Annotated in this window: 24 protein-coding genes; 18 read left to right on the plus strand and 6 right to left on the minus strand. The window is 63.7% G+C overall.

The window, feature by feature from the left end:
* The first annotated feature begins 148 nt into the window (after positions 1-148).
* From DBR47_RS13175 to DBR47_RS13185, 3 genes are read left to right on the plus strand one after another with little or no spacing between them, the layout of a single operon-like run.
* Entirely contained in the window at positions 149-1,351 is a 1,203-nt protein-coding gene (locus DBR47_RS13175) for an efflux RND transporter periplasmic adaptor subunit (RefSeq protein ID WP_197047050.1), read from the plus strand.
* Positions 1,352-1,367: 16 nt separating this feature from the next.
* Positions 1,368-4,508: an efflux RND transporter permease subunit gene (locus tag DBR47_RS13180; protein ID WP_124450724.1), complete on the plus strand. Its 3,141-nt coding sequence runs from the start codon at positions 1,368-1,370 to the stop codon at positions 4,506-4,508.
* Positions 4,505-5,914: an efflux transporter outer membrane subunit gene (locus tag DBR47_RS13185; protein WP_124450726.1), complete on the plus strand. Its 1,410-nt coding sequence runs from the start codon at positions 4,505-4,507 to the stop codon at positions 5,912-5,914. Before DBR47_RS13180 ends, DBR47_RS13185 begins: the two co-directional genes overlap by 4 nt.
* A gap of 6 nt (positions 5,915-5,920) precedes the next feature.
* On the opposite strand, the gene DBR47_RS13190 is transcribed toward DBR47_RS13185, so the two are convergent.
* On the minus strand, positions 5,921-6,265 hold the full coding sequence (locus DBR47_RS13190; RefSeq protein WP_197047051.1) for an RT0821/Lpp0805 family surface protein: 345 nt from the start codon (positions 6,263-6,265) through the stop codon (positions 5,921-5,923).
* 159 nt (positions 6,266-6,424) lie between these two features.
* On the opposite strand from DBR47_RS13190, the gene DBR47_RS13195 reads away from it, so the two are divergent.
* From DBR47_RS13195 to xth, 4 genes are read left to right on the plus strand one after another with little or no spacing between them, the layout of a single operon-like run.
* On the plus strand, positions 6,425-7,258 hold the full coding sequence (locus DBR47_RS13195; RefSeq protein ID WP_124450730.1) for a thymidylate synthase: 834 nt from the start codon (positions 6,425-6,427) through the stop codon (positions 7,256-7,258).
* Positions 7,255-7,752 carry a dihydrofolate reductase gene (locus DBR47_RS13200; protein ID WP_124450732.1) on the plus strand — a complete coding sequence of 166 codons (498 nt, stop codon included), beginning with the start codon at positions 7,255-7,257 and terminating at the stop codon, positions 7,750-7,752. Before DBR47_RS13195 ends, DBR47_RS13200 begins: the two co-directional genes overlap by 4 nt.
* Positions 7,753-7,791: 39 nt before the next feature.
* Positions 7,792-8,370, plus strand: coding sequence for a DUF4337 domain-containing protein (locus DBR47_RS13205; protein ID WP_124450734.1), 579 nt, complete (start codon positions 7,792-7,794; stop codon positions 8,368-8,370).
* A 41-nt stretch (positions 8,371-8,411) separates the two neighbouring features.
* Complete coding sequence (gene xth / locus DBR47_RS13210) at positions 8,412-9,176, plus strand: exodeoxyribonuclease III (protein ID WP_124450736.1); 765 nt, start codon at positions 8,412-8,414, stop codon at positions 9,174-9,176.
* 27 nt (positions 9,177-9,203) lie between these two features.
* Here xth and DBR47_RS13215 read toward each other — a convergent pair whose 3' ends face one another.
* Positions 9,204-9,587, minus strand: coding sequence for a cytochrome c (locus DBR47_RS13215; RefSeq protein WP_124450738.1), 384 nt, complete (start codon positions 9,585-9,587; stop codon positions 9,204-9,206).
* 23 nt (positions 9,588-9,610) lie between these two features.
* Positions 9,611-10,858: a sulfite oxidase gene (locus tag DBR47_RS13220; RefSeq protein ID WP_124450740.1), complete on the minus strand. Its 1,248-nt coding sequence runs from the start codon at positions 10,856-10,858 to the stop codon at positions 9,611-9,613.
* Between the two features lie 281 nt (positions 10,859-11,139).
* Between DBR47_RS13220 and DBR47_RS25020 the strand changes: the two genes are divergently transcribed.
* The 10 genes from DBR47_RS25020 to DBR47_RS13270 all read left to right on the plus strand — a co-directional run bounded on the left by DBR47_RS25020 (position 11,140) and on the right by DBR47_RS13270 (position 19,234).
* The gene (locus DBR47_RS25020) at positions 11,140-11,604 is read left to right on the plus strand and encodes a type IV pilin protein (protein WP_305037017.1); all 465 of its coding nucleotides are present in this window, start codon (positions 11,140-11,142) and stop codon (positions 11,602-11,604) included.
* Complete coding sequence (locus tag DBR47_RS13230) at positions 11,598-12,074, plus strand: prepilin-type N-terminal cleavage/methylation domain-containing protein (RefSeq protein WP_124450742.1); 477 nt, start codon at positions 11,598-11,600, stop codon at positions 12,072-12,074. The genes DBR47_RS25020 and DBR47_RS13230 overlap by 7 nt, the downstream gene beginning before the upstream one ends.
* Before the next feature lie 8 nt (positions 12,075-12,082).
* Positions 12,083-12,520, plus strand: a complete 438-nt coding sequence (locus DBR47_RS13235; protein ID WP_124450744.1) for a type II secretion system protein — start codon at positions 12,083-12,085, stop codon at positions 12,518-12,520.
* A gap of 2 nt (positions 12,521-12,522) precedes the next feature.
* A complete protein-coding gene (locus DBR47_RS13240) occupies positions 12,523-13,266 on the plus strand; it encodes a PilW family protein (RefSeq protein ID WP_124450746.1) in 744 nt (247 codons plus the stop codon).
* 3 nt (positions 13,267-13,269) lie between these two features.
* Positions 13,270-15,114, plus strand: a complete 1,845-nt coding sequence (locus DBR47_RS13245) for a hypothetical protein (protein ID WP_124450748.1) — start codon at positions 13,270-13,272, stop codon at positions 15,112-15,114.
* Positions 15,115-15,306: 192 nt separating this feature from the next.
* Positions 15,307-15,753 carry a type IV pilin protein gene (locus DBR47_RS13250; RefSeq protein WP_305037018.1) on the plus strand — a complete coding sequence of 149 codons (447 nt, stop codon included), beginning with the start codon at positions 15,307-15,309 and terminating at the stop codon, positions 15,751-15,753.
* Positions 15,750-16,235 carry a prepilin-type N-terminal cleavage/methylation domain-containing protein gene (locus DBR47_RS13255; RefSeq protein ID WP_231512292.1) on the plus strand — a complete coding sequence of 162 codons (486 nt, stop codon included), beginning with the start codon at positions 15,750-15,752 and terminating at the stop codon, positions 16,233-16,235. The genes DBR47_RS13250 and DBR47_RS13255 overlap by 4 nt, the downstream gene beginning before the upstream one ends.
* 10 nt (positions 16,236-16,245) lie before the next feature.
* On the plus strand, positions 16,246-16,638 hold the full coding sequence (locus DBR47_RS13260) for a hypothetical protein (RefSeq protein ID WP_124450752.1): 393 nt from the start codon (positions 16,246-16,248) through the stop codon (positions 16,636-16,638).
* A gap of 10 nt (positions 16,639-16,648) precedes the next feature.
* Entirely contained in the window at positions 16,649-17,365 is a 717-nt protein-coding gene (locus DBR47_RS13265) for a PilW family protein (protein WP_124450754.1), read from the plus strand.
* A gap of 3 nt (positions 17,366-17,368) precedes the next feature.
* Positions 17,369-19,234 (plus strand): hypothetical protein, encoded by a 1,866-nt coding sequence (locus tag DBR47_RS13270; RefSeq protein WP_124450756.1) that lies wholly within the window; start codon positions 17,369-17,371, stop codon positions 19,232-19,234.
* A 3-nt stretch (positions 19,235-19,237) separates the two neighbouring features.
* On the opposite strand, the gene DBR47_RS13275 is transcribed toward DBR47_RS13270, so the two are convergent.
* Genes DBR47_RS13275 through dusA form a run of 3 tightly spaced genes read right to left on the minus strand, consistent with a single transcriptional unit; the run spans position 19,238 to position 22,174 of the window.
* The gene (locus tag DBR47_RS13275; RefSeq protein WP_124450758.1) at positions 19,238-20,518 is read right to left on the minus strand and encodes a DEAD/DEAH box helicase; all 1,281 of its coding nucleotides are present in this window, start codon (positions 20,516-20,518) and stop codon (positions 19,238-19,240) included.
* A 57-nt stretch (positions 20,519-20,575) separates the two neighbouring features.
* Positions 20,576-21,166 (minus strand): methylated-DNA--[protein]-cysteine S-methyltransferase, encoded by a 591-nt coding sequence (locus DBR47_RS13280; protein ID WP_124450760.1) that lies wholly within the window; start codon positions 21,164-21,166, stop codon positions 20,576-20,578.
* A 15-nt stretch (positions 21,167-21,181) separates the two neighbouring features.
* A complete protein-coding gene (gene dusA / locus DBR47_RS13285; protein ID WP_370454916.1) occupies positions 21,182-22,174 on the minus strand; it encodes a tRNA dihydrouridine(20/20a) synthase DusA in 993 nt (330 codons plus the stop codon).
* 352 nt (positions 22,175-22,526) lie between these two features.
* Between dusA and fumC the strand changes: the two genes are divergently transcribed.
* Positions 22,527-23,936 (plus strand): class II fumarate hydratase, encoded by a 1,410-nt coding sequence (gene fumC / locus DBR47_RS13290; RefSeq protein ID WP_124450764.1) that lies wholly within the window; start codon positions 22,527-22,529, stop codon positions 23,934-23,936.
* Positions 23,937-24,022: the final 86 nt, after the last annotated feature.

The following is a 24,022-nucleotide window of genomic DNA, read 5'->3' on the forward strand; positions in this document are numbered from 1 at the left end:
CTCGGTTCTTGTCGTGGGTCAAGCTGCTCGCAGTCCAGCCCTTCGCGTGCCACGGGCATGCGCAATTGACTAGCAAAGATTGGACTCGGCGATGTTGAAAAAGCCTTGCTTCTCTTGTTCAGCAACGCCTTTTGACCGGAGCGCCCAGATGTCGGCATTTCGTGCGAGCAAAGCGTCCGCGCTGCTGTTAACGCTAGGCCTAGGCCTCACCCTTGCACTCACCGCCTGCCAAAAGCAAGCCGCACCGCAGGCCGCGTCCGCAGCAGCCGTGCCGGTCAAAGTGGTGGTGTCGCGCGCTGTGACCGTGCCGGTGGTGAATGAATTCGTCGGGCGGGTGGCGGCCTATCGCTCGGTCGAGCTGCGGGCCCGGGTCGAGGGCATTCTGGAGCAGCGCCATTTTGTCGAAGGCGCCGAGGTGAAGAAGGGTCAGCTGCTCTACACCATAGACGCCACGCCCTACCGCATCGCCCTCAACGATGCGCAAGCCGATCTGGCCCGTGCCAAGGCCAATCTGGCCAGCGCCAAATCGCGCGAGACCCGGCTAGCGCCCCTGGTGAAAGAGAACGCCATCAGCCAGCAGGATTACGACGACGCGCTCACCGCGGTGAAGCAGAACGAGGCCTTGCTGGCCGTCTCCCAGGCCAAGGTCGAACGCACCCAGACCGATCTGGGCTACACCCGCGTGCTGGCCACCGAGAGCGGAAAAATTGGTGCCACCCTGGTGCCCGAAGGCCGTTTGGTCGGCAAGGGCGAGGCCACCCACCTTGCCACCATCGACCGCTTGGACCAGGTCTATGTCAACTTCTCGGTCGCCGACCGTGACGCCCTGATCCTGCGGCGGGAGCTGAGCAGCGGCGCCGTCAAGGCGGGTGCAGGCAGCTCGCAAGCCCGCATCTTTCTGCCCGATGGCAGCGAGTTTGAACGCAGCGGCAAGCTGGACTTTTCCGAGTCCCAGGTCAACCCCAGCACCGGCACCATTGCCCTGCGCGTCATCATGCCCAACCCGGGCCAGAAGCTTTTGCCCGGCATGTATGTGCGGGTGGTCTACACCGCGGGTTCACGGCCGAACACGGTGCTGATCCCGCAAAAAGCGGTCAGCAAAACGCCGACCGGCCATGTGGCCTGGGTGGTGAATGCCGAGCACAAGGTGGAGCGCCGCGATCTGGTGGTGGGCGAATGGTTCAAGAACGACTGGATCATCGAGCGCGGCCTGGGCGAGGGCGAGACCGTGGTGGTCGAAGGCCTGCAGCGCCTGCAGCAAGGCACGGTGGTCGCGCCCAGCCCCTGGCAGAGTGAGCCGGCGGGGCCCGGCGCGGCCTCTGCCCCACCCACCCCTGCCGCTTCACGCTGAAGGCGAGGAGCTCATCATGGGATTCTTCGTCAGACGCCCGGTCCTCGCGACCGTCATCGCCCTGCTCTTCGTGCTGATCGGCGTGCTGGCCAGCTCCAAGCTGGCGGTGGAGCAGTACCCCAGCGTGGCACCGCCCCAGGTGCAGATCACCGCCGTCTACCCCGGCGCCAGCCCCGAGACCCTGGAGACCACCGTCGCCGCGCCGCTGGAGCGCGAGATGAACGGCATTGCCGGCCTGCTCTATATGCAGTCCACCAGCTCGGCCAGCGGCCTGATGCAGCTGCAGGTCTTCTTCGAGCCCGGCACCGATCTAGACCTGGCCGCCGTTGAGGTCAATAACCGCAGCAAGCGGGTCGAGTCCTTGCTGCCCCAAGAGGTCTTGCGCAATGGCTTGCGGGTGGACAAGACCAATCCCCAGATCTTGCAGGTGCTGGTGATGCAGTCGGACGACCCGCGTTTCGACCGTACCTACATCGCCAATCTGGCCAATAGCCAGGTCATCAACGAGCTCAAGCGCCTGCCCGGCGCGGGCGATGTGACCTTGTTCGCCGCGCCCTATGCCATGCGCTTGTGGCTGGACCCGGACCGCCTGGCCAAGTACCGGCTGACGGTGACGGATGTGGCCAATGCGGTGCGCGAGCAAAACCAAAACTTCCCGGTCGGCGAGATCGGTCAGGCACCGGCCGACCAAGGCCAGTCCCTGACCTTTCCGGTGCAGACTGGTGGCGGATTGACCGAGGTGGAGGAGTTTCGCAATATCGTCATCCGCGCCCTGGCCGACGGCTCGGTGGTGAGGGTGCGCGATGTGGCGCGGGTGGAGTTGGGCGCGGACGACTACCAGTTTGAGTCCCGCCTCAATGGCAAGGACGCGGTGGCCCTGGGCGTTTATCTGCGGCCGGGTGCCAATGCCCTGGTGCTGGCCGATGCGCTCGCGAAACGCATGAATGAGCTGACGGCCGCCTTCCCGCGCGAGATCAAATGGTCGGTCACCTACGACACGACCAAGTTTGTCCATGCCTCGGTGGAACTGGTCAAGCACACCTTCATCGAAGCCTTTGTGCTGGTCCTGATCGTGGTCTACCTCTTTTTGGGCAGTATGCGGGCCACCGTCATTCCCCTGCTGGCCATTCCGGTGTCCATCATCGGCACCATGGCCGGCCTGCTGCTGGCGGGTTTCTCAATCAATATGCTGACGCTGTTTGGCCTGGTGCTGGCCATAGGCATCGTGGTGGACGATGCCATTGTGGTGGTGGAGGCGGTCGAGAAGATCATGCACGACGAGCATCTGGACGCCACCAGCGCCGCCATCAAGGCCATGCAGGGGATTGGCGGCGCCATCGTGGGCGTGACGGCGGTGATCTGCGCCGTCTTCGTGCCCATCGCTTTTCTGGGCGGCGTCACCGGCACGCTGTACAAGCAATTCGCCATCACCATCACCTTTGCCACCCTGCTCTCGGCCATCACCGCCCTGACGCTGACGCCGGCCCTGTGCGCCTTGATCCTCAAGCCGGGCATGCAGAAGATTCGCCCGATTCAAGCCTTCGACCGCCTGTTCGAAAAGGTGGTGGGCGGCTATGTGAGCGGGGTCCAGCTCCTCTTGGGCCGCAAGATCGTGGCGACCCTGGTTTACGCCCTGCTGATCGCCGGCGTGGCCTTTTTGTTCAAGATCATTCCCGGCGGCTTTGTGCCCGAGGAGGACAAGGGCACCATCTACGTCGTGGTGGACCTGCCAGCTGGCGCCTCGGCCGAACGCACCCGCGAGGCGCTCAAAAAGGCCGAGGCCATTCTGGCCAAGGAGGACACGGTGCAAGAGGCCACCGCCATCCTGGGCTTCTCCATCTTCTACCGCTACGCCAACCAAGCCTTTATCTTCGCCACCCTCAAACCCTGGGACGAACGCAGCACGCCCGAGACCCATGTCTTTGGCGTGCTCAAGCGCCTCAACCAGCAACTCGCCAGCATAGGCGAGGCCCGGGTGTTCGCCTTGAATGAGCCGCCCATCTCGGGCATGGGTTCTACCGCCGGCTTTGATTACCGTCTGCTGTCGCTGGACGGCGACCGGGCCAATCTGGCCGCTGCCGCTCGCGCCCTCACCGGCGCGGCGGCCAAGGACCCAGTCTTGCAAGGCGTGCGCAGCGTGGCCGCACCCGAGGTGCAGACCCTGTTCCTGGACGTGGATCGCAACAAGGCCAAGTCCCTGGGCGTGTCCCTGCAAGAGCTGTACGCCACCGTGGGCAGCTTGCTGGGCTCCAGCTTCGTCAATCAGTTCACCGCCTTCGGGACCAATCTCAAGGTCAAGATGCAGGCCGAGCAAAGCTACCGCTCCGACCCGGCTGCCTTGCAGCGTTTCCAAATCCGCAATGCCCAGAATGAGCTGGTGCCGCTGGCCGCACTGATGCGCACCGAATGGCGTTCCGCCCCCATCGCACTGACCCGTTACAACGGCTACCCCTCCATACAGCTCAATGGCGCGGCGGCGGCAGGTCGCAGCTCGGGCGAAGCCCTGGATGCGATGGAGGCCATCTCGGCCCAGCAGCTGCCGCAGGGCACCTCCTTCGAATGGTCGGGCCAGTCCTTGCAGGAGCGGGTGGGCGGCTCGCAGGCGGCGGGCATCTTCTTGTTGTCTCTGGTCTTCGTCTTCCTCTTCCTGGCCGCCTTGTATGAGAGCTGGTCGCTGCCGGTGGCCGTGTTCCTGATCGTGCCCATCGCCATCCTGGGCGCCTTGCTCGCGCTCTTGCTGCGCGGCTCACCCAACGATGTGTTCTTCCAGGTCAGCCTGATCACCCTGGTGGGTCTGGCGGGCAAGAACGGCATCCTGATCGTGGAGTTCGCCAAGCAGCAGTACGAAGCCGGCATGGGCGTGGTGGAGGCGGCGATCGAGGCCGGCCGCCAGCGCTTGCGGCCGATCGTGATGACCTCGCTGGCCTTCATCCTGGGCGTGATGCCCTTGGTCAAGGCCTCGGGCGCGGGCGCGGCCACACAGCACTCGGTGGGCACCGGCATCTTGGGTGGCATGTTGGCGGCCACCTTGATCGGCGTCTTCTTCACCCCGCTGTTCTACATCCTGATGATGAGTCTGTTCAGCAAAAAGAAGAAAAAAGAGCGGCAAGCCGAGCCGCCGACCGGAGAGCCCAGCAGCCAGGAGATGCAGCCATGAGCGCCGCCCGCCTCAGCCTGCTGGCCGCCACCTTGCTGCTGGCCTCCTGCGCAAGCCCCGGCCCCGCCGCCGTGCAAGAAGCAGCCGAGCTCCCCGCCCTGCCCTCGCATTGGTTAGCGCCGGCACGGGCCGAGAGCAGTTTGTCTGATCAGCACTATGCCGATCTCTTCAAGGACGCCGAGCTGGAACAGCTGATCCAGGAAGGCCTGCGCAATAACCGCGATCTGCGCACGGCGGCCCGCCGGGTTCAACTCGCGCAAGCCCAGCTAGGCCTGCAAAACTCGGCCCGCTGGCCCCACCTGGGCCTGGGCGCGGGCGGCACGCGGCAGAAGGCGCCTTCCGCCCTGAGCGGGGGCGAGAACGCCAGCTCCACGGTCTATAACGCCGGCTTGGCCTTGCCGGCCTGGGAGCTCGATTTATGGGGCCGCTTGGTCGATCTTTCCAAGGCGGCCCAGCTCAGCGTGGAGGCCAATGCCGCCCTGCAGCAGTTTGTGCAAGTGGGCTTGATCAGCCGCGTCGCTGCGGGCTGGCTGAACCTGCTGGAGATTGACCAGTCCCTGGCCATCTCGACCCGCACCGAACAGTCGCGCGCCGATTCCCTGCGCATCATGAATCTGCGTTTCAAGGCGGGCGTGGTGTCCATGGTGGATATCAGCCAGGCCGAGACCTCGCTGGCCCAGGCCCAAGCCGCCAAGGCCCAGCTGCTGCAGCGCCGCGGCTTGCAGGAGAACGCCTTGTCGCTGCTCTTGGGTCGCAACCCGGGCCCGATCCGGCCCAGCCGCGGCCTGGCTTCCTATCCCTTGCCCGAGGAGCTGCCGGCCGGCCTGCCCAGCGACTTGCTGCTGCGCCGCCCCGATGTGCGCGCCGCCGAGAAGGCGGTGGCCGCCAGCCGGGCCAGTGTCAGCGCGGCTCGCAAGGCCTTTTTGCCCAGCATCTCGCTGAGCGGTTTTCTCGGCTTTGTCAGCCCGCAGCTGAGCAGCTTGCTGCAAAACGATCGTTCGGCCTACACCGTCTCACCGAGCCTGACCCTGCCCTTGTTCACCGGCGGTGCCTTGCAAAGCGGCCTGGCCATCGCGGAGGCTCAGCAAGGCCTGGCCTTGGAGGACTATGCCCGCACCGCGCAGGCCGCCCTGCGCGAGGTGGAGGACGCTTTGATCAGCTTCCAGCAACTGCGCCAACAGCGCCTGGCCATGGATCGCATCGTCGCCGCCGGGCGTGAGCGCCTGCGCCTGGTGGAGCTGCGCTACAAGAACGGCATCTCCAGCTACTTTGAGGTGCTGGACTCACAACGCCAGCTCTTTGACGCTGAGCTGCAACAGGCCCAGCTGAGCAGCGGCACTTATGCCAGCGTGATTGAGCTTTACCGTGCCTTGGGCGGCGGTTGGAATGCGGCGCCCAAGTCCTGAATAGCGCTAGTTAGGATCCAGATCCAAGCCCACCAGCTTCCACTGGCCGGCCGGTTTTTCGCAGAATTTGTAGTCGGCCTGATCCATGCGTTTGCCGAACTCGTTGCGGATGCGCAGCTTGCGGCAAGCCAGGCCTGCCGCCTCGTAGCGAGCCAGGGCAGTGACCTGGCCGGAGGCGCGGGTCTTCTCGTTATTCCAGTTGATGACGGTGCCATCTTGTTCGGCAGCCAAGGCTTGGTCGACGGCGTTTTTCATCAAGGCGTTGTCGGCCGCATTGAAGCGGGTCACCACGGTGTTCTTCAGAATGGCCATCTCACCGGCGGCCTGGGCGGAGCCTGCGGTCAGGGTCATGACAAGAACAAGGGAGGAGCAGGACAGGACGGAACGGAGCATGGTCATTTTGATGTGGGCGCCTGTGAGGATGTTGGGCCGATGATTTCTTTGACCCAAGGATAGCGCCAATCACCCGCGCGTCCGATGAGGGGGCGCCGTCTTCTAGAATCCAGGCCCATGAGCAGCACAATCCTCCCACCCCATCTGCGTCCGGTGCGCAGCCAGTTTGAAGACCTGATGCGCCATGTGGACAGCCACGGCGTTAGCAAGACCGACCGCACCGGCACCGGCACCCGCTCGGTGTTTGGCCACCAGATGCGCTTCGACCTGAATGAAGGCTTCCCCCTGGTGACCACCAAAAAAGTCCACCTCAAGTCCATCATTCTGGAGCTGCTGTGGTTTCTGCGCGGCGACAGCAATGTGGCCTGGCTGCAAGAGCGCGGCTGCACCATCTGGGACGAATGGGCGCGCGAGGACGGCAGCCTAGGCCCTGTCTACGGCGTGCAATGGCGCTCCTGGCCCAAGGCCGGTGGCGGCCATGTGGATCAGATCGCCGAGGTGGTCAAGCAGCTTAAAACTAACCCCGACTCGCGCCGCATCATCGTCAGCGCCTGGAATGTGGCCGAGCTGGACCAGATGGCCTTGATGCCTTGCCATGCTTTCTTCCAGTTTTACGTGGCCGAGGGCAAGCTGTCTTGCCAGCTCTACCAGCGCAGCGCCGATATCTTTTTGGGCGTGCCCTTCAATATCGCCAGCTACGCCTTGCTGACCCAAATGCTGGCCCAGCAATGCGATCTGGCCCTGGGCGACTTCATCTGGACCGGCGGCGACTGCCACCTCTACAGCAATCACACCGAGCAGGTCAAAACCCAGCTGGCGCGCCAGCCCTTTGCCTACCCCACCATGATGATCAAGCGCCGGCCGCCCAGCATCTTCGACTATGAGTTCGAAGACTTTGAGCTGCAGGACTATCAACACCACCCCGCCATCAAGGCGCCGGTGGCGGTATGAGCGGCCCGCAGATCAGCCTGGTCGCTGGTGTGGCTCGCAATCAGGCGATTGGCCTGAACAACGAGTTGCTGTGGCGCCTGCCCGCCGATATGGCCCGCTTCAAGGCCCTGACCCTGGGCGCCCCCGTCATCATGGGACGCAAGACCTGGGACTCTTTGCCGGCCAAGTTCCGCCCCCTGCCCGGCCGCCGCAATCTGGTGCTGTCACGGCAAAGCGGCTTGCAGCTGGAAGGCGCCGAGTGTTTCACAACACTGGAGGTGGCGCTGGCGGCTTGCGCCGATGCGGAGCGGGTCTCCGTCATCGGCGGCGCCGAGATTTATGCCCTGGCCCTGCCCTTGGCCCACCGCCTGGAGTTGACCGAGGTCTTGGCCGAGTTTGAGGCCGACAGCTTCTTCCCCGACTGGCCGCGCGAGCAGTTTGTAGAACTCAGCCGCGAAGCACACAGCAGCCCCGACGGCTTGCGCTTCGACTTCGTCAGCTATCAGCGCCGCTGAGCTTTCATAACAGCCCTCACACAAAAACAGGAGCACCCAATGTCCGGAGCAGGTTTTCACGTCCACGGCCCGCATGACCATGAGTTGGAGCATGCGGCTCAACACGAACCCCAGGGCCTGGCTGGACGCCTGGCCGTAGTGACGGCCGTGCTGGCCACTTTTGGCGCCATGTTTGGCTATATGGGCGGCGCCACCCAGGCCAATGCGGGCTTGTACAAGAACGAAGCCGCGATCAAGAAAACCGAGGCCGCCAATCAATGGGCGTTGTATCAGTCCAAAAGCGGCAAGCAAAACCTGGCCGAGCTGGCCTCGGTGCTGGTGAACGACGAGGCCAGGAAGAGCAAATACCTGGAAGAGATCGAACGCTACAAAGGCGAGAAGGCCGAGATCAAGCAAAAGGCCGAGGGCCTGGAGGCCGAGTCGGCAGAATGGGACCACAAGAGTGAAGCCCAGATGCATGAGCATCACCGCTGGGCGCAGGCCACGACGGCCTTGCAGGTCTCTATCGCCCTGGCCGCGATCGCCTTGCTGACGAAAAAGACGTGGATGGCCTGGGGCACGCTGGCCGTGGGCTCGGTGGGCGTGGCCGTGGGTGTGGCCGCCTGGTTCCACCTTTGATTGATAGACCGACAGACCCAAGAAATCTCAAGAGCATGACCATGAAACTCGCGACCTGGAACGTCAACTCCCTGGCCGTGCGCCTGCCGCAGGTGCTGGACTGGCTGGCGGCCAATCCGGTCGATGTGCTGGTGCTGCAAGAGACCAAGCTGACCGACGATAAATTTCCTACCCTGGACATCGGCGCCGCCGGCTACCAGGTGCAATGGTTTGGCCAGAAGACCTATAACGGCGTGGCCCTGCTCAGTCGCGAACCGGCCCTGGAGGTGGTGAAAAACATCCCTGGCCTGGCGGATGAGCAGGCCCGGGTGATCGCCGGCACGGTGGCCGGCGTGCGCTGTATTGGCGCCTATTTCCCGAATGGCCAGGCGCCGGACAGCGATAAATTCGTCTACAAAATGGGCTGGCTGGATGCCTTGCGCGCTTGGGTGGCCGATGAACTGACACGGCACGACAAGCTGGTGCTGATGGGCGACTTCAATATCACGCCCGATGACCGCGACGTCTACGACCCGGTGGCCTGGGCGGGCCAGATCCACTGCACGCCCGAGGAGCGCGCACATTTCCAGGGCTTGCTGGATCTTGGCCTGGTGGACGCCTTCCGCCTCTTCGAGCAAGCGCCCAAGAGCTGGAGCTGGTGGGATTACCGCAATCTGGCCTTCCGCAAAAACCAGGGCCTGCGCATCGACCATATCCTGGTCAGCGAGGCGCTCAAGAGCGGGGTCAGGTCTTGCGTGATCGACAAACTGCCGCGTAAGAACGAGCGGCCCAGCGACCACGCACCGGTGGTGGTGGAGCTGGTCTAAAGAGCCGTGTGCGATTCAGGCGCTGCCTTATTTGGCGGCGCGTGAAACGTAGACAGACAAGGCCTTGATCTCGGCCTCGCTGAGTTGCGGGAAGGCCGGCATATTGCCCAAGCCATTGCGCAAGGCTCGGGTGACGCGGTCGGCGTCGGGCTTGATTTCGTCCAGCACCGGGCCCACCGCGCCCTCGCTTTGCGCGTCTTTGAGGGTGTGGCAGAGCGCGCAGGCGGGCGTGGCGTTCTTGGTGAACAAGAGCTTGCCCAGCTCCATCTGCGCTTTCAGCTGCTTGGCCTCGTCTGCTGGTGCTTGGGCGCTGGCCGGCAGAGCTTGCAGCAAGCCCAGCCCGGTGACAGCGGCCAAAACAAGACCGACGGCGCGCCCGCGGACGGCCGCCTTCTTCAGGGAAATCAACATGGCAAGGGCGGGTCTGCGCGGGCTCAAGCCAGGGTCACGCTGACGGCGTGGTCGGCCCAGCTATTGTTGTTGTAGCCGCCCACGTTTTCCATGCGCTGCTCGGGCTGCACATTGCCGGCCGTGTCGGTGGCGCGGCTGACCAGGGTGTGGCTGCCCGCCCCCAATTTGGCGGCCAGGGCGAACTGGCGCCAGGCGTACTTGCCCATGTCCGGGCCCACCAGGCGGGCATCGCGCCAGGTCTTGCCGCCGTCGACAGACACTTCCACCCGCTTGATGCCATGCAGGCCGCCAAAGGCCACACCCTGGATCTGCACCGGGCCGGCCACACCGGGGCGCTCGGCCAGGGGGCTGTTGATCCAGGACTTGACCACCATCTCCAGCACCGAGGGCTGGCTGGGGTCGGCCTTGCTGCCGGGAGGCGAGATGCGATAGCCGTGGGCCATGATCTTGGCATCCGACTCTTGCGCGGTGAAGGCCAGGCGCTTGACGTATTTGATCTGGTTGACACCTTGGTAACCCGGCACGATCAAGCGCAGGGGGCCGCCATGGGCCAGGGGAATGGGTTGGCCATTCATTTCCCAGGCCAGCATGGCTTCAGCCATGGCATGGGCGGGCAAGGAACGTTCCACCACAATTGTTTTGGGGTCAATGCCGGCGGGCAGCACTTCGCCGCCGGTGCCGGTCATGAAGTTGTTGCCTGGCAGCACACCGCCCAGCAAGTCCACCACTTGGCGAACCGGCACGCCGGTCCAGACCACATTGCCCGCCGCACCCACCGTCCAAGGCGTGCCGCTGGGCTTGCTGGGGAAGAAGCCCCGGCCATTGCCCGAGCATTGCAAGACCATGGTGACGGTCTCGACACCCAGGGTCTTGAGCTCGCGCAGGCTCAGACTGCGCGGCGACTTCACGCCTTCCACGCTGACTTGCCAGGCGTCGCGGTCCTCCAGGATGCTGGCATTGGGCGCCGGCAGGTTGTTGCGCACATAGAGCTGCTCGGACGGGGTGATCAAACCCATGCCAAAGGCCGAGCGCTTGGTTTCCAGTGTGTTGCTGCTGTGCTGGATCAAGGCGCTGGCGTCCTTCCAGGCCGCATATGGCGGCAAGGGCTTGACACCCGCGGCTGCCACGGGGGCTGCAGAGGCGGCAGGAGCGGCGGCTTGGGCGCGCGCAGCCTGGCTGAACGAGCCCATGCCCACGGCGGCGAGCGCGGTGGCGCTGCCGGCCAAGATCTGGCGCCGGGCAAGAACAGGGGCGTGGGTGGGCTTGGACATGGGAATCTCCAGAGAATTTTTAGGGTGCCTGGATGGTAGCGCCACCATGAGCGAGCCTGACTCAGGTCAAGCCCTGGCGATTGCGCCCTGCGCCCATTCAACAAATGGGGCGCTATGCGAACAAGGGAAATGGTGAATGAGAGCAAAGCGGGATAGCCGCTCTTGCTCAGCCTCGTTACAAGACGTATCCTTTTCAATACCAAAAACAATATTGGTATCTGGTTGGTTTCTCACTGGTTATCAGACGAAGCGCGGCTGGGAGGCTGCCCAAAAGGCTTGACGTGTCCAAAATTCGCTTAACCATCGCTGGGGCAACAGCGTCAGAGATTCGCTCGCCCCGCCACCCTCGCGCGGCCCAAGGCTTCACCCTGGTGGAACTGATGATCGCCGTGCTCGTGACCGGCATCCTGGCCGCCGTGGCGATTCCCGCCTACACCCAGTACGTCAATACCAGTCGCGCCCGCGGTGCCAGCGCCGATCTGGCCGCGCTGGCCTTGAATCTTGAGAACCGCTTTCAGCTGCAGCTGAGCTACCCCGTTATTCCTGCAGGCACCCCCAACTCCACGGCCGAGTTCGCGGCCTGGGCGCCGACCCAAAGCAATTACTTCAACTACGCGGTGCGCAGCGAGGCCAATGCCTTTACCTTGACGGCGACGGGCACCGGCGCAATGGCCGACTGCGAACTCAGCCTGAACAATGCCAATGTCCGCCAAGCCACCCAGGCCTGCGGTTTCCTTACATGGTGAGGCGCGCGCGCAGGGAGCAAACCGGCGTGACCCTGATCGAGTTGATGGTCTGCATCCTGATCACCCTGTTGCTGGCGGCAGCGGCCACGCCTTTTGCCCTGGCTTGGTCGCACCAATCCTCGGTGCGGCAGACCCAGGCTCAGCTGCAACAAGGGCTCTCCCAGCTCAAAGCCATTGCCTTGCGCAACCCGATGGCGGCGCGCACGCCCAATGCCTCGGCCACCTTGGTCACCCGCGCTGGCCAACTCTGCCTTCACGCCGGTGAACCGGCCGCCCTCACTTGCGAGGGCGCGCTGTGGCAGTCCCTGATTCCGGCGGCGGTGACCGTGGCCAGAGAGCCGAATAACTGTGTCGCACTCGACAGCAATGGCCTGCCGATCGACGTCCAGATCGACGCCCAAACCTGCCGCTTGCAACCCACTTTCCTGATCCGTCGCGGCAATGAACAGATCGAACTGATCTTCAACTGAAACAAGTCATGGCATTGAAACGCTACCCAAAGAAATTCACCCTGCACAGCGCGCAAGGCCAGGCCGGCATTGCCCTGACCGAAGCCTTGATTTCCATGGTCTTGCTCGGCATCGTAGGCCTGGGCCTGGTCTATGCGCTGGGCCGTGGCCTGGTGGCGCAAAAATTTCAGAAGGCGCAAAGCCTGGCGGTACAAGTGATACGCGCCGATCTGCAAGCCCAAGGGGTGGCCAACGGTTGCCCCGTGGCCGGCAACGCCGTGGTCAATCGCCCAAATCTGAATTTGGGCAATGGTGTGGGCCTGGACGGCATGACCAAGACCTGCAGGATTGCCCCTGTGAACATCAATCTGGGCGGGGTTGTCAGAGAGATCCAAATGACCCAGGTGAGCTACCGAGTCCCTGCACAAACACTGCTGGGCCCAGGCACCCTGCTGCTCTCCAATTGAAGATGCATAGGGTTATCAAGCTGGGCGCCGATGCGCCCCAATCGCGCCACAAGCAGCAGGGTCTGAGCCTGGTCGGCTTGATGGTCGGCCTGGTCATTTCCATGCTGGCCATTCTGGCGGCGATGACGCTCTACCGGAGCACCGTCAGGACGGTGTATGGCGAACAAGGTTTGGTGCGCGGGGCCGTTCAGGATGGGCAACTCGCTTCGGGCCTGCTGAGCGCACAAGTGGCATTGCAACAGGCGGGCTTTGGCATCAACGGCGCCGCGCCGGGCGTGCATATCTTGCTGCTCCGCAATGCCAGCCTCACGGCAGATGGGCGCAGCCTCAGGGGCGATGTGCAAGCAATCAACAATGCAGCTCAGGTGGGCAACGCCCTGGTCTGGGCCTATGACGACAACCCGGACAATGCCGTCAATACGCCGCGTTGCCAGGCGCTTTACTCGGACTCCGAGAGCCGTGCGCTGTTTCTGCTCCGCTCCAACGCCGCTTGCGAGCCCTTGCTGGGGCAGTGGAACGCGATGGTCTGGGAGCGCCACACCTTGATCGCAGCCACGACCCTGCCTCAGCCCGTGGGCTTGAGCGCTCGTAGCGGCGCCAACTGCTGGCCTTTCGGCAGCCTGCCCCAGAACATCACCGGAACTGCCCCTTCGGCAGCCGCGGTCGAGGTGCAGCTGAGCTACACCGGCAGTGTGGTGGCCGCTCCCAATATCTACACCAGCTGTCTGGCCAACTTTCCAGCCTGAGCCATGCACCCACTCCTGACTAGCTCGCGCGCGCAACAGCGCGGCATCTCCACCCTGCTCTTCGTCCTGCTCACCAGCCTGTCATTGGGTGGCATGGTGTTTGGTGCCATCTCCTATGTGCGCGGCCTGCAATCCCAGGCCATCACCGTGCATGCCCTGACCCAGGCCCAGCTGCGCGCCTGGAACGGCGCGGAGGCCTTGCGTCAGTACCTTTTGCAACTCACCCTGCCCGAACTCGGCAATCTGGCCATCAACGCCCAAGCCCAGTTTGCGGGCATGGAGGGTGTCAACGCCACCCTGACTCAGGCTCCGGTCGCCGACGCCGTCAATTGCCCCGATGGGCTCGTCCTGGCATTCGACATCGTAGGCAATAGCGCCGGCGGCTCCAGCGCCGTGTTGGACACTCATTTCTGTGTTGTGCCGGGGGTGGTGGTGAATGGGGGGCCGAAGGCGGCCATCAATATCCGCGGCGATTTGGGGCTTGGAGGAAATATCGAAGTCTTGGGCGGCGATGGCAACGCCCGCGTCAATGTGGACGGCAAGGTCACCGGGGGCGGCAGCATCAGCGGCATTGAGTTCCTCTATGCCAAGGGCGCCATCGAATTGCAAGGCAGCACCTCGAATGGCACGCTGTTCTCGGAGCAATCCATCACCCTCTCGGGCAGCGGCGACTACAACAAATTGCAGGCCATAGGCGATATCAAGCTGTCGGGCAGCGTGAAGGCCAATGCCACCCACAGCAATACCGCCACCTTGCTGAGCGGCAATACCGTCACCGACCTCAAGTCCATAGGCCCCGTGACTTTGGCGGGCGACGCCAAGGTGGAGAGCTTGATGACCAAGGCCTTTGTCGATCACAGAGGTGCGATCGTCAGTGGACGGGCCTTGGTCCAAGGCGACTATCAAAAAAATGGCTGGGGTAGCGTGGCCAGCGGCAGCTACGGCGGCACCGTGACCGGCACGGGCGGCGCCACCATCACGATGAATCGGATAGCCGGGTTGCAGGTCAACATCCCCGTCTTGACGCCCGAAACCATTCAAGCCCCGACCTTTGACGCCTACCCCTACAAGGCTGCCGCCAACTACGTTTTTGAGCGCGTCGCCAATGCAACCAAGGTGACCGTACGTTCGGTCACCGGTATCCCCAACGGCAGCTACTACCTGGTGGGAGAGGGAAGTCGCCAGGACTATCTGTGCAAGACCAATAGCTTTGACGCCAGCACCTGCCTGGTGAAGATCTGCGCGGGCAACTCGGACAACAACTCCTGTTTTGCCTACAACAACGGCACTTGGAGCATCACCAGCAATGTCAGCGACGGTGCCATGGCACCTGGCGTGCTGTGGTTTGATGGCAATGTGGTCGCCGGCAATGGCACCTATTACAACTCCTGGATTGCCACCGGCAATATCAGCACCCAGGGCAACCACACCAGCTACGCCGTGAACTACGCGGACTACGCCTTGATTTGCGCTGGAAGCCGCTACGCCAGCACCTTGCCAAGTAATTTTTGCAGCGGCGGCAGGTTCAAAGCCCAGAGCGTGGGCAATATTTGCTTCGGCGCCGGTGGCTTGCTGAACGGCACTTATCGCGGCGGGCGTATCAGCTTGGGCGCCAATGTCAGGGTCTATGGCGATGTGCTGGCCGGTGATGTGCTCGACACCAGCGGCAGCACCGTCATTCATGGCTATATCGCGGCGGCTGATCTGGGCTCTTTCGTGGGCGGCAACCGACTCGGTGCGAGCACCACCATTGATCTGCGCAACCTGCCCCCCAATTTCACCCCCGGCGGTGGCCAGGAGATCAACATCCCGCCTGAGGTGACTCTGCGCTGGTCCCGCTACCGCTAGAGTTTTAGCAATCGGCAGCCCATCAGAGCACAGCCGCTTGCCCCCTTAAGGCCCAAAAGCCGCCCAACAAGGCCTGTATCGTGACTTGTTGCGCACAGGCTTTTCGGGGCTCAAAAATACAATTGGTATCAAACTGGTTACAAAAAGCTTCTGAAGGAGCGTCCGACCAGTAAGACCACCAAAGGTATTCACTTGCAGTCCCATCGCAGTACAAACGCCCTCAGCGGCCGTCGTTTTCAAGCCCGCCACGCCGGTTTCACCCTGATCGAATTGATGATCGCGGTCGTGGTGATTGGTATTTTGTCGGCCGTCGCCCTGCCCTCCTACCAGCAGTACATCAAGAAGAGCCGCGCCCAAAGTGCGGGCGCCGATTTGGCGGCGTTGTCTCTCAATCTGGAGAATCGCTACCAGTTGCAGCTCCGCTACCCGGTGATCGCCGAAGGCGCAGCCAACTCCACCAGCAGCTTCAGCGCCTGGTCGGCCACCCAAGGCGAGCATTTCGATTACTCGGTCAGCAGCGACGCCAGCAGCTATCTGCTGCGCGCCGTCGGCAAGGGTGCCATGGCCAATTGCAGCCTGAGCCTGAACCATCGCAATGTGCGTACCGTCAGCAGCGCCTGCGGCCTGACTCGCTGGTGAAGCCTGTGTGCAATGCGGGCCCGCGCTGTCAAGGCGGTCTGTCCCTGATTGAAACCATGGTGTGTGTGGCCTTGATGATGATCTTGGCCGCCGCCGCCACGCCATTTGCCCTGGCCTGGGCGGACCAAGCCGCCGTGCGCCAAACCCATGCGCAGCTGCGCCAAGGCATGAGCCAACTCAAGGCCACGGCCTTGCAAAACCCAGCCGGCATGCGGGTCGAAGAAAGCGCCGCCGTTTTGCTCAGCCTGCCCGGTCGCCTGTGCGTACAAGCCGGCGCGCCCCAGGCCATGAGTTGCGAGAACGCGGTATGGCAGGCCACCGTGCCGGCGCAAATCAACATTGCGGGCGCCAGCACTCATTGCTTAGCCCTGGGCAATAGCGGCCTGCCGGTTGAGGCGAGCTTGGCCGACAAGGCTTGCGCCTCGCAGATGAACTACCGCGTCAGCCGCGGCAAAGAGATCAGCAGTGGCACATTCAACTGAAACAAAGCGATTGAAGACCCAGCGCGGCCTCGCCCTGAGCGAGGCGCTGATCGCGCTGGTGCTGCTGGGTGTGATCGGCCTGGGCCTGGTTTACGCCCTGGGTCGCGGTCTGGTCGCGCAAAAGTACCAGAAGGCGCAGAGTCTGGCCGTGCAAAGCATTCGCGCGGAAGTCCAGGACAAAGGCCTGGCCGCAGGCTGTGCGCCCAGCGGCAGTAGCACGGTCCGTCAGTCCAACATCATGGGCGATGAGCTGTACCTGGGTGAGCTAAGGAAAGACTGCAGCATAGGCACCGTGACGGTGAAGGTGGGCGGCCTGTCTGCGGCGGTCAAGCTTCCTAGCGTCAGCTACCAGATGCAGGCCGAAACCCTGCTAGGCCCCGGCACCTTGATCGTCAAGAACTGAGGGCAAGAGGATGAAAAAACAGCAAAGACAAGGCCAAGAAGGCCTCAGTCTGATCGGCCTGATGGTGGGCCTGTTGATCTCGATGTTGGCGATCTTGGCCGCCGTCACCCTGTACAAAAACACGGTCAAAACGGTGTACGGCGAGAAGGGCCTGGTGCGCAACGCGGTGCAAGACGGGCAATTGGCAGCAGGCCTGATGAGTGCGCAAATCGCCTTGCAGTCCGCGGGCTACGGCCTCGACCTGGCCAGCAGTGACAAGCATCTGCTGCTGCTGGCCAGCGCCAGTCTCAACAGCCAGGGCAGCCGGCTGAGCGGCACCCCGCTGGCTTTGGGAGAGGATGAGCAAAGCAGCAATGCCTTGATCTGGATGTTTGACGCCGACCCCTCGCCCGATCGCGCCCAGCTGCGCTGCCAAGCCCTGCTGTCCAACCCCGAGACCGGGGCTTTGAAGCTGCTGCAGTCGCAGGGCAATTGCCAGCCCCTGGGCGTGCAATGGAACAAGATCAGCTGGCGCAAGACGGTGCTGATTGAGCCCGACATCCTGGCCACGCCGGTGCAATTGAGCGTTGCCAGAGACCTGCATTGCTGGCCCTTCGGCAGCCTGCCGCAAGCCATCAGCCAGGTCAGCGAACCCCGCGCTTCGGTCGCCGTGCGCCTGCACTATGTGGGCAGCGTGGAACAAGCCAGCAACACCTATACCAGCTGCCTGGCCAATCTGGGCGCTTGAGCCATGACTAGAAATTCGCACACCACGCCAGCCCGACGCCAGCGTGGCATTTCCTCCCTGCTTTTCATCCTGCTCACCGGCCTCTCCTTGGGTGCCATGGTGTTTGCAGGCATCTCCTATGTGCGCGGTTTGCAGGCGCAATCGGTCACCGTCCACGCCATGACCCAGGCGCAGATGAAGGCCTGGAGCGGTGCGGAGGCGCTGCGCCAGTTCCTGTTCCACCTCAAGGCCAAGGATTTGGAGCAGCTGAGCCTGGGTTCACCCGTGCAATTCGCAGGGCTGGAGGGGGTGGAGGCCAAGGTTTCGCGCGCGCCCAGCGATGACCCCATCAATTGCAAGGACGGCAAGGTCGTCGGCTTTGAGATCAGCGGCAGCAGCGGCGGTGCGAGCACCCTGCTGGCCAATGACTTTTGCCTCAAGCCCGCCAAATCCACAGTCAGCAGCCCCAAGGCGGTGATCAATATCCGCGGTGACCTCAGTCTGCGCGGCAATATCGAGGTGCTGGGCGGGGACAAGGCCAAGGTGCTGGTGGACGGCAAGGTCGTGGGCAGCGGCAGCCTGAGCGGCATCTCCTTCTTGCAGGCCAAGGGCGATGTCGAGCTCTCGGGCAGCAGCTCGAACGGGATTGTGTTCTCAGAGCAAAACATACTGCTCTCCGGCAGCGGCAGCTATAACGCGCTGCAAGCCATGGGCAATATCCAGCTCAGCGGCACGGTCAGCGCCGCCAGCGCCATTGCCAACGGGGCCATTTCTCTGCGCGGCAATCAGGTCACCGATTTGCGCGCCATCGGTCCGGTGACACTGGCTGGTGACGCCACGGTCGGCATGCTCAGGACGAAATCAAACGTCCATCACCAGGGCGTGAAGCTGGTCAACCAAGCCTTTGTGGAGGGCGACTATCTGCATGAGCGCTACGGCCCGGTCAACGGCGGCCAGTACCGCGGCCAGCTGAGCGGCCCCAGCCGCGCCGAGAACCGCATGACGCGTAACCCCAATCTGCTGCTCGACATCCCAGCGCTGACACCGGCCACCCTGGACACACCGACCTTCGACGCCTACCCCTACAAATCGATGGCGAACTATGTGTTCGAGCGGCAAGGCGGCGACACCAAGGTCACGGTTCGCTCGGTCAGCCATGTGCTAGACGGCACTTACTTCCTTGTGGGCAGCGGCGGCAATCAAGACTATCTCTGCACCAGCAATCGCTACAGCCCCAGCAGCTGCGTGGCCAAGATCTGCACCGGCTACTCGGACTACAACTCCTGCTTCCAATTCGATGCGGCGAGCCAAACCTGGAAGATCAACGGTGCCAAAGATGCGAACAAAAGCATCAGCACCATGGTCCCGGGCGTGCTGTGGTTTGAAGGCAATGTAGAAGCCGGAACCGGCAACTATCACAACACCTGGCTGGCGACCGGCAACCTCAAGACTCAGGGCGAGCACCTGAGCTACTCGGTCAACTACGCCGACTACGCCTGGGTCTGCAAGAGCAGCCGCTACAGCCGCTTGGCGCCCAGCAATTTCTGCTTGCCGGGCCAGGCCGAGTTGCAAAGCGTCAGCGCCGGCAATATCTGCTTTGGCGCCGGCGGCGTGAAAGACGGCAACTACCTTGGCGGCAAGATCACCCTGGCCGCCAGTGCCGAAGTCTTTGGCGATGTGGTGGCCGGCGACATCCTGGAAACCGGTGGCTCCACCGTCATCCACGGGTTTATCTCCGCCGCCAATCTGGGTAGCACGGGCGATGGCAGCAGCCTCAAGGCCAGCACCCGGGTGGACTTGAGTAACCTTCCCAAGAGCTTTCAACCCGGCGAACACAAGCCCGCTGCGAGCAGCCTGCTCGTGACCCTGCTCTGGTCACGCTATCAATAAGGCTTATTGGCCGGAGGCTTGGGCCACGGCGGCGGCTGCTGCCGCCTCGCGCAGCTTGTCTTTCTTGCTCTTGCGCCGGCCCTTCACACCGCCATTGCCCTTGGCCGCGGCTTCGGCCAAGGCCACGCTACTGGGCTCGAAGCCAGCGATCTGCTCGCGCGCCACGCGCTGGCCCTGGCGCTTTTCGATCAGGCGGAAATGCGCCTCGCCATTGCTCAGATGGCCGCTGATAAAGCTGACTGCCAGGCCCGACTCACCGGCGCGGCCGGTGCGGCCGATGCGGTGGGTGTAGTCCGTGGCCGAGCGCGGCAGATCGTAGTTCAGCACCACGGGCAGATCGGGGATATCCAGGCCGCGCGCCGCCACATCGGTGGCCACCAGCACCTGCACCTCGGAGTTCTTCAGTGCGTCCAACACTCGGGTGCGGCCGCCCTGGCTCAACTCGCCATGCAGGGCCGCGGCCTTGATGCCGGCCTTCCAGAGCTTGTCGGACACATGCTCGGTGGCGTATTTGGTTGCCACAAACACCAGCACGCGGGACCAGCCCTCCTGCTCCAGCAGATGGCGCAGCAGTGGCGTGCGGCGGCTCTCGTCCACCACCAGGGCGCGCTGGGCGATGGCGGCCGTGCGCTGCGGCTCCGGCGCGATCTCAACTCGCTCAGGATTGCGCAGCAAGCCCGCCGCCAAGCTTTCCACCGCCGCCGGGAAGGTGGCCGAGAAAAACAGGTTTTGCCGCCGCGCGGGCAGCTTGGCCAGCAAGGCTTGCAATTCCTCGCTAAAGCCCAGATCCAGCAGGCGGTCGGCCTCGTCCAGCACTAGGCAGCCAATGGCGCCCAGGCTGAGGGCGCGGTGCTCTAACAAATCAAGCAGGCGGCCGGGCGTGGCCACCACCACATCGGTGCCACCGCGCAGTGCCATCATCTGCGGGTTGATGGAGACGCCGCCAAAGGCGACGGAAATCTTCAAGGGCTGGGCCAGGGCGCGGGCCAAGTCGTTCAGGCTCGCCCCCACCTGCACCGCCAGCTCGCGCGTGGGCACCAAAATCAGGGCCAAGGCCAGCCGTTGCGGCGCTTTTTGCTCAAAGCGTTGACGCAAGACGTTTTGCAGCAGGGGCAAGGTGTAGGCCGCCGTCTTGCCCGAACCGGTTTGGGCCAGGCCCAGCACATCGCGCCCCTCAAGAATCAGCGGAATGGCGGCGCTTTGAATGGCGGTGGGGGCGTGAAAGCCCTGTTCGCGCACGGCGCGCAGCAAGGCGGGCGACAGGCCCAGGGTAGCGAATGACATGCAAGGCCTAAAAGTGAGGGGGCGATTTTACGGCCCCGGCAGCCCCTGGCGGCGTTTTCAGTCGAACAAGCCCTGCTGCTCGGCCACCGCCTGGCCGCTGGCGCGGGCCTCAATCGTCAGCAGGCGCTGCTTGGTCGCCACCCCGCCAAAGGCCGAGAAACCGCCCTGCCCTGCGTTGAAACCACCTTTGGCGGCCAGCACTCGGTGGCAAGGCACGATGGGCGCGAAGGGGTTGTGCCCCTCGGCGCGGCCAACCGCACGGGCCGCACCCGGCCGACCCAAACGGCTGGCGATCTCACCATAGCTCAGGGTCTGGCCCACGGGGATGCGGCGTGTCAGTGCCAGCACCTGAGCATCAAACTCGGCCAGGCCGCGCTCGTCCAACACCAGGCTCAGCAACTCGCCCGCATCCGCCGTCTCGCCCGCCAGCAGGCGGCGCACGCCGCGAATGGCATGTTCGATGTCCGCCGGCAACTGATCGCTTTCACGCGCCGAGGGGAAGCGCACACGCATGCGGTCGCGCGTCGCCCCTTCGTTCTCTTCAGGCAGCTGGGAGCCGCATATGCCACCCGGCCCCCAGGCAATCGCGCACATGCCCAAGGCCGTGCTGTAGCAGTGAAAGTAGATCGCTTCGGTGCTGCGCTTCATGGCGAATCAGGGCGCTTAACTCAGATGGGCTTCGGCTTGGTGCCTGGCCTCATGCGCCTCCACCTGGGCCGCAATACCGCTGCGCGACTGGCTCGCCAGCTGAGCCACCGCCCGCACGTCCATGGCCTTGTACTGGTGGTCGGACCAAATCTGCCGCCAGCGTCGCGAGCCCGCCTGGCCATTCCACAAGCCCAGGGCATGGCGCATGGCCTGGGTCCAGGGCCGGCCCGAGGCGACCTGCTGCTCCAGATACTGCAGCCAGTCGGCCTCCACCTGTTCCCGGCTTTGCGCCGGCCCGGCCTGGCCGAAAAAGCGCTGGTCCCAGCCCGCCATCTGCCAGGGCTCGTGATAGGCCTGGCGGCCCACCATCACCCCGTCCACATGCTGGAGCTGCTCGGCAATTTCGTCGTCGCTCTTGATACCACCGTTGAGCACGATGGTCAGCTGCGGGAACTCGCGCTTGAGCTGGTGCACCAGCTCATAGCGCAGCGGCGGCACCTCCCGATTCTCCTTGGGCGAGAGCCCTTGCAACCAGGCGTTACGGGCATGAACGATGAAGACCTCGCAGCCGGCATCGGCGATCTGGCCCACAAAGTCCCGCACGAATTCGTAGCTTTCAATCTTGTCGATGCCGATGCGGTGCTTGACCGTGACGGGTAAGCTCACCGCATCCCGCATGGCCTTGACGCCATCGGCCACCAGGCCAGGCTCGGCCATCAGACAGGCGCCAAACGCGCCGCGCTGCACCCGCTCACTGGGGCAGCCGCAATTGAGATTGACCTCGTCATAGCCCCATTGCTCCGCGAGCTTGGCGCAGGCCGCCAGATCGGCCGGCTCCGAGCCCCCCAGCTGCAAAGCGACCGGGTGCTCCACCTCGTTGAAATCCAGATGCCGAGGCTTGTCACCATGCAGCAAGGCCCCGGTCGTCACCATCTCGGTATAGAGCAGGGTTCTGCGAGTCAGCAGGCGATGGAAGGTCCGACAGTGCTTGTCTGTCCAATCGAGCATGGGGGCAACACTCAAACGCCAAGGTGAGAACGTTTCGCTAATTTGTTGACTGACTTCGTTCTTCATCTTCTCGTTTTTACGCAAATCTACTTTGAAAGTCTTACCGGCCGTATCTGTTCGCCCCATCTGCCACCCAAGGTGCAGGCGAAACGCCCCCCGCGCCGAAAGTTGCTGCCACCGCGTCCAAGCAAGGCGCCGCCCTCATTTTCTCAGACTTGGATTCATTCGGCTCGCGAGCCCAGTTAGGCCCATGAGGCGAATAAGAGTGGCCAAGCCAAGACCCTTCGCTTGAGGGCGAACGCCAAGGCTGACACACTGCCTGGCACCAGCCACTCACACAAGCGAGCCCCTTATGAGTAGCACACGCCGCGAAACAGACAGCTTTGGTGAGGTGGAGGTGCCCGGCGATGCGCTATGGGGTGCCCAGAACGCGCGGAGTTTGGAGTTTTTCAAGATCGGCCAAGCGAGTGGCGATGGCCATCGCATGCCCTTGGCGCTGATCCATTCGCTGGCCTGGATCAAATGGGCTGCGGCCCGAGTCAATGCCGACTTGGGTCTGCTGGACCCGGTCAAGGCCCAAGCGATCGCGGCGGCAGCGCGAGAAGTCGCCAAAGCAGGCTTTGATGCGCAGTTCCCCCTGTCCGTGTGGCAAACCGGTTCGGGCACGCAGAGCCATATGAATGTCAACGAGGTCGTGGCCAGCCTGGCCTCCCAGGCCCTGGGGGGCGGCCTGGGCTCGCAACGCTCGGTTCACCCCAATGACCATGTCAATCTGGGTCAATCCTCCAACGATGTGTTCCCCAGCGCCATGCACCTCGCCGTGGCCCTGCAATGCAAACAAGACTTGCTGCCCGCACTGCAGGAGTTGCGCGAGGCCTGCTCGCAGAAGGCTCGGGCATGGGCCGACCTGATCAAGATCGGCCGCACCCATGGCCAGGACGCCACCCCGGTCACCCTGGGGCAAGAGTTTGGCGGCTTTGCTGCGCAGCTGGATTTGTGCCGCGAGCAGATCGAGTTTTCACTCCATGCCGTGCACCGCCTGGCCCTGGGCGGGACGGCAGTCGGAACGGGTCTGAACACCCACGCCGAGTTCGGCGCAAGGGCGACGGCCCTGCTCGCCCAGGAACTCGATCTGCCGCTGAGCCAGGCCGACAATTTATTCGCCGCCATGGCGGGGCATGAGGCCTTGGTCGGCCTGCACAGCGGATTGAAGATGCTGGCCATCGCCCTGAGCAAAATTGCTTGCGACATTCGCCTGATGGGCAGCGGCCCGCGTGCCGGCCTGGGGGAGTTGCAACTGCCCGCCAATGAACCCGGCAGCTCCATCATGCCGGGCAAGGTCAACCCGACCCAGGTGGAGGCCTTGACCATGGTGTGCGCCCAGGTGATGGGCCATGACACGGCCCTGGGCTTTGCCGCCTCGCAAGGCCAGTTCGAGCTGAATGTCTACAAGCCCTTGATCATTCTGAACTGCCTGGACAGCCTGAGCCTGCTTGCCGACGCGATGCGTAGCTTCAATCGTCATTGCCTGCAAGGCATGCAAGCGAATCCCGCGCGTATCGAAGCCTTGATGCAGTCATCGCTGATGCTGGTGACCGCCCTGGTGCCCCATATTGGCTATGACCGCGCGGCAGCCATCGCCAAGCGAGCGCATGAAAGTGGCAGCACCCTGCGCGCCGCGGCCCTGGAGCTGGGCACGGTCAGCGCCGCGGACTTCGACGCCTGGGTCGACCCGAGTCAGATGCTGGGCCCTAATCGCTAGACTCTGCGGCACAGCGCCCTCAACAGCCGCTTTCCCGGACTCGGCCAGATGGCGGGTTCGGGCCGGCTCGCCTTGGGTCCGCGGCC

This window comes from Paucibacter sp. KBW04 (genome assembly GCF_003852425.1).
Classification (GTDB): Bacteria; Pseudomonadota; Gammaproteobacteria; order Burkholderiales; family Burkholderiaceae_C; genus Paucibacter_A.

Excerpts from the sequence above, each read along its gene's own strand:
- DBR47_RS13175 (WP_197047050.1), top strand. The coding sequence starts at position 149 with ATGTCGGCATTTCGTGCGAGCAAAGCGTCCGCGCTGCTGTTAACGCTA.
- xth (WP_124450736.1), top strand. The coding sequence starts at position 8,412 with ATGAAACTCGCGACCTGGAACGTCAACTCCCTGGCCGTGCGCCTGCCG.
- DBR47_RS13215 (WP_124450738.1), bottom strand. The coding sequence starts at position 9,587 with ATGTTGATTTCCCTGAAGAAGGCGGCCGTCCGCGGGCGCGCCGTCGGT.
- DBR47_RS13200 (WP_124450732.1), top strand. The coding sequence starts at position 7,255 with ATGAGCGGCCCGCAGATCAGCCTGGTCGCTGGTGTGGCTCGCAATCAG.
- DBR47_RS13275 (WP_124450758.1), bottom strand. The coding sequence starts at position 20,518 with ATGTCATTCGCTACCCTGGGCCTGTCGCCCGCCTTGCTGCGCGCCGTG.
- DBR47_RS13245 (WP_124450748.1), top strand. The coding sequence starts at position 13,270 with ATGCACCCACTCCTGACTAGCTCGCGCGCGCAACAGCGCGGCATCTCC.
- DBR47_RS13265 (WP_124450754.1), top strand. The coding sequence starts at position 16,649 with ATGAAAAAACAGCAAAGACAAGGCCAAGAAGGCCTCAGTCTGATCGGC.
- DBR47_RS13240 (WP_124450746.1), top strand. The coding sequence starts at position 12,523 with ATGCATAGGGTTATCAAGCTGGGCGCCGATGCGCCCCAATCGCGCCAC.
- DBR47_RS13190 (WP_197047051.1), bottom strand. The coding sequence starts at position 6,265 with ATGACCCTGACCGCAGGCTCCGCCCAGGCCGCCGGTGAGATGGCCATT.
- DBR47_RS13270 (WP_124450756.1), top strand. The coding sequence starts at position 17,369 with ATGACTAGAAATTCGCACACCACGCCAGCCCGACGCCAGCGTGGCATT.
- DBR47_RS13185 (WP_124450726.1), top strand. The coding sequence starts at position 4,505 with ATGAGCGCCGCCCGCCTCAGCCTGCTGGCCGCCACCTTGCTGCTGGCC.
- DBR47_RS13205 (WP_124450734.1), top strand. The coding sequence starts at position 7,792 with ATGTCCGGAGCAGGTTTTCACGTCCACGGCCCGCATGACCATGAGTTG.
- DBR47_RS13195 (WP_124450730.1), top strand. The coding sequence starts at position 6,425 with ATGAGCAGCACAATCCTCCCACCCCATCTGCGTCCGGTGCGCAGCCAG.
- DBR47_RS13280 (WP_124450760.1), bottom strand. The coding sequence starts at position 21,166 with ATGAAGCGCAGCACCGAAGCGATCTACTTTCACTGCTACAGCACGGCC.
- DBR47_RS13235 (WP_124450744.1), top strand. The coding sequence starts at position 12,083 with ATGGCATTGAAACGCTACCCAAAGAAATTCACCCTGCACAGCGCGCAA.
- DBR47_RS13180 (WP_124450724.1), top strand. The coding sequence starts at position 1,368 with ATGGGATTCTTCGTCAGACGCCCGGTCCTCGCGACCGTCATCGCCCTG.
- fumC (WP_124450764.1), top strand. The coding sequence starts at position 22,527 with ATGAGTAGCACACGCCGCGAAACAGACAGCTTTGGTGAGGTGGAGGTG.
- dusA (WP_370454916.1), bottom strand. The coding sequence starts at position 22,174 with ATGCTCGATTGGACAGACAAGCACTGTCGGACCTTCCATCGCCTGCTG.
- DBR47_RS13230 (WP_124450742.1), top strand. The coding sequence starts at position 11,598 with ATGGTGAGGCGCGCGCGCAGGGAGCAAACCGGCGTGACCCTGATCGAG.
- DBR47_RS13220 (WP_124450740.1), bottom strand. The coding sequence starts at position 10,858 with ATGTCCAAGCCCACCCACGCCCCTGTTCTTGCCCGGCGCCAGATCTTG.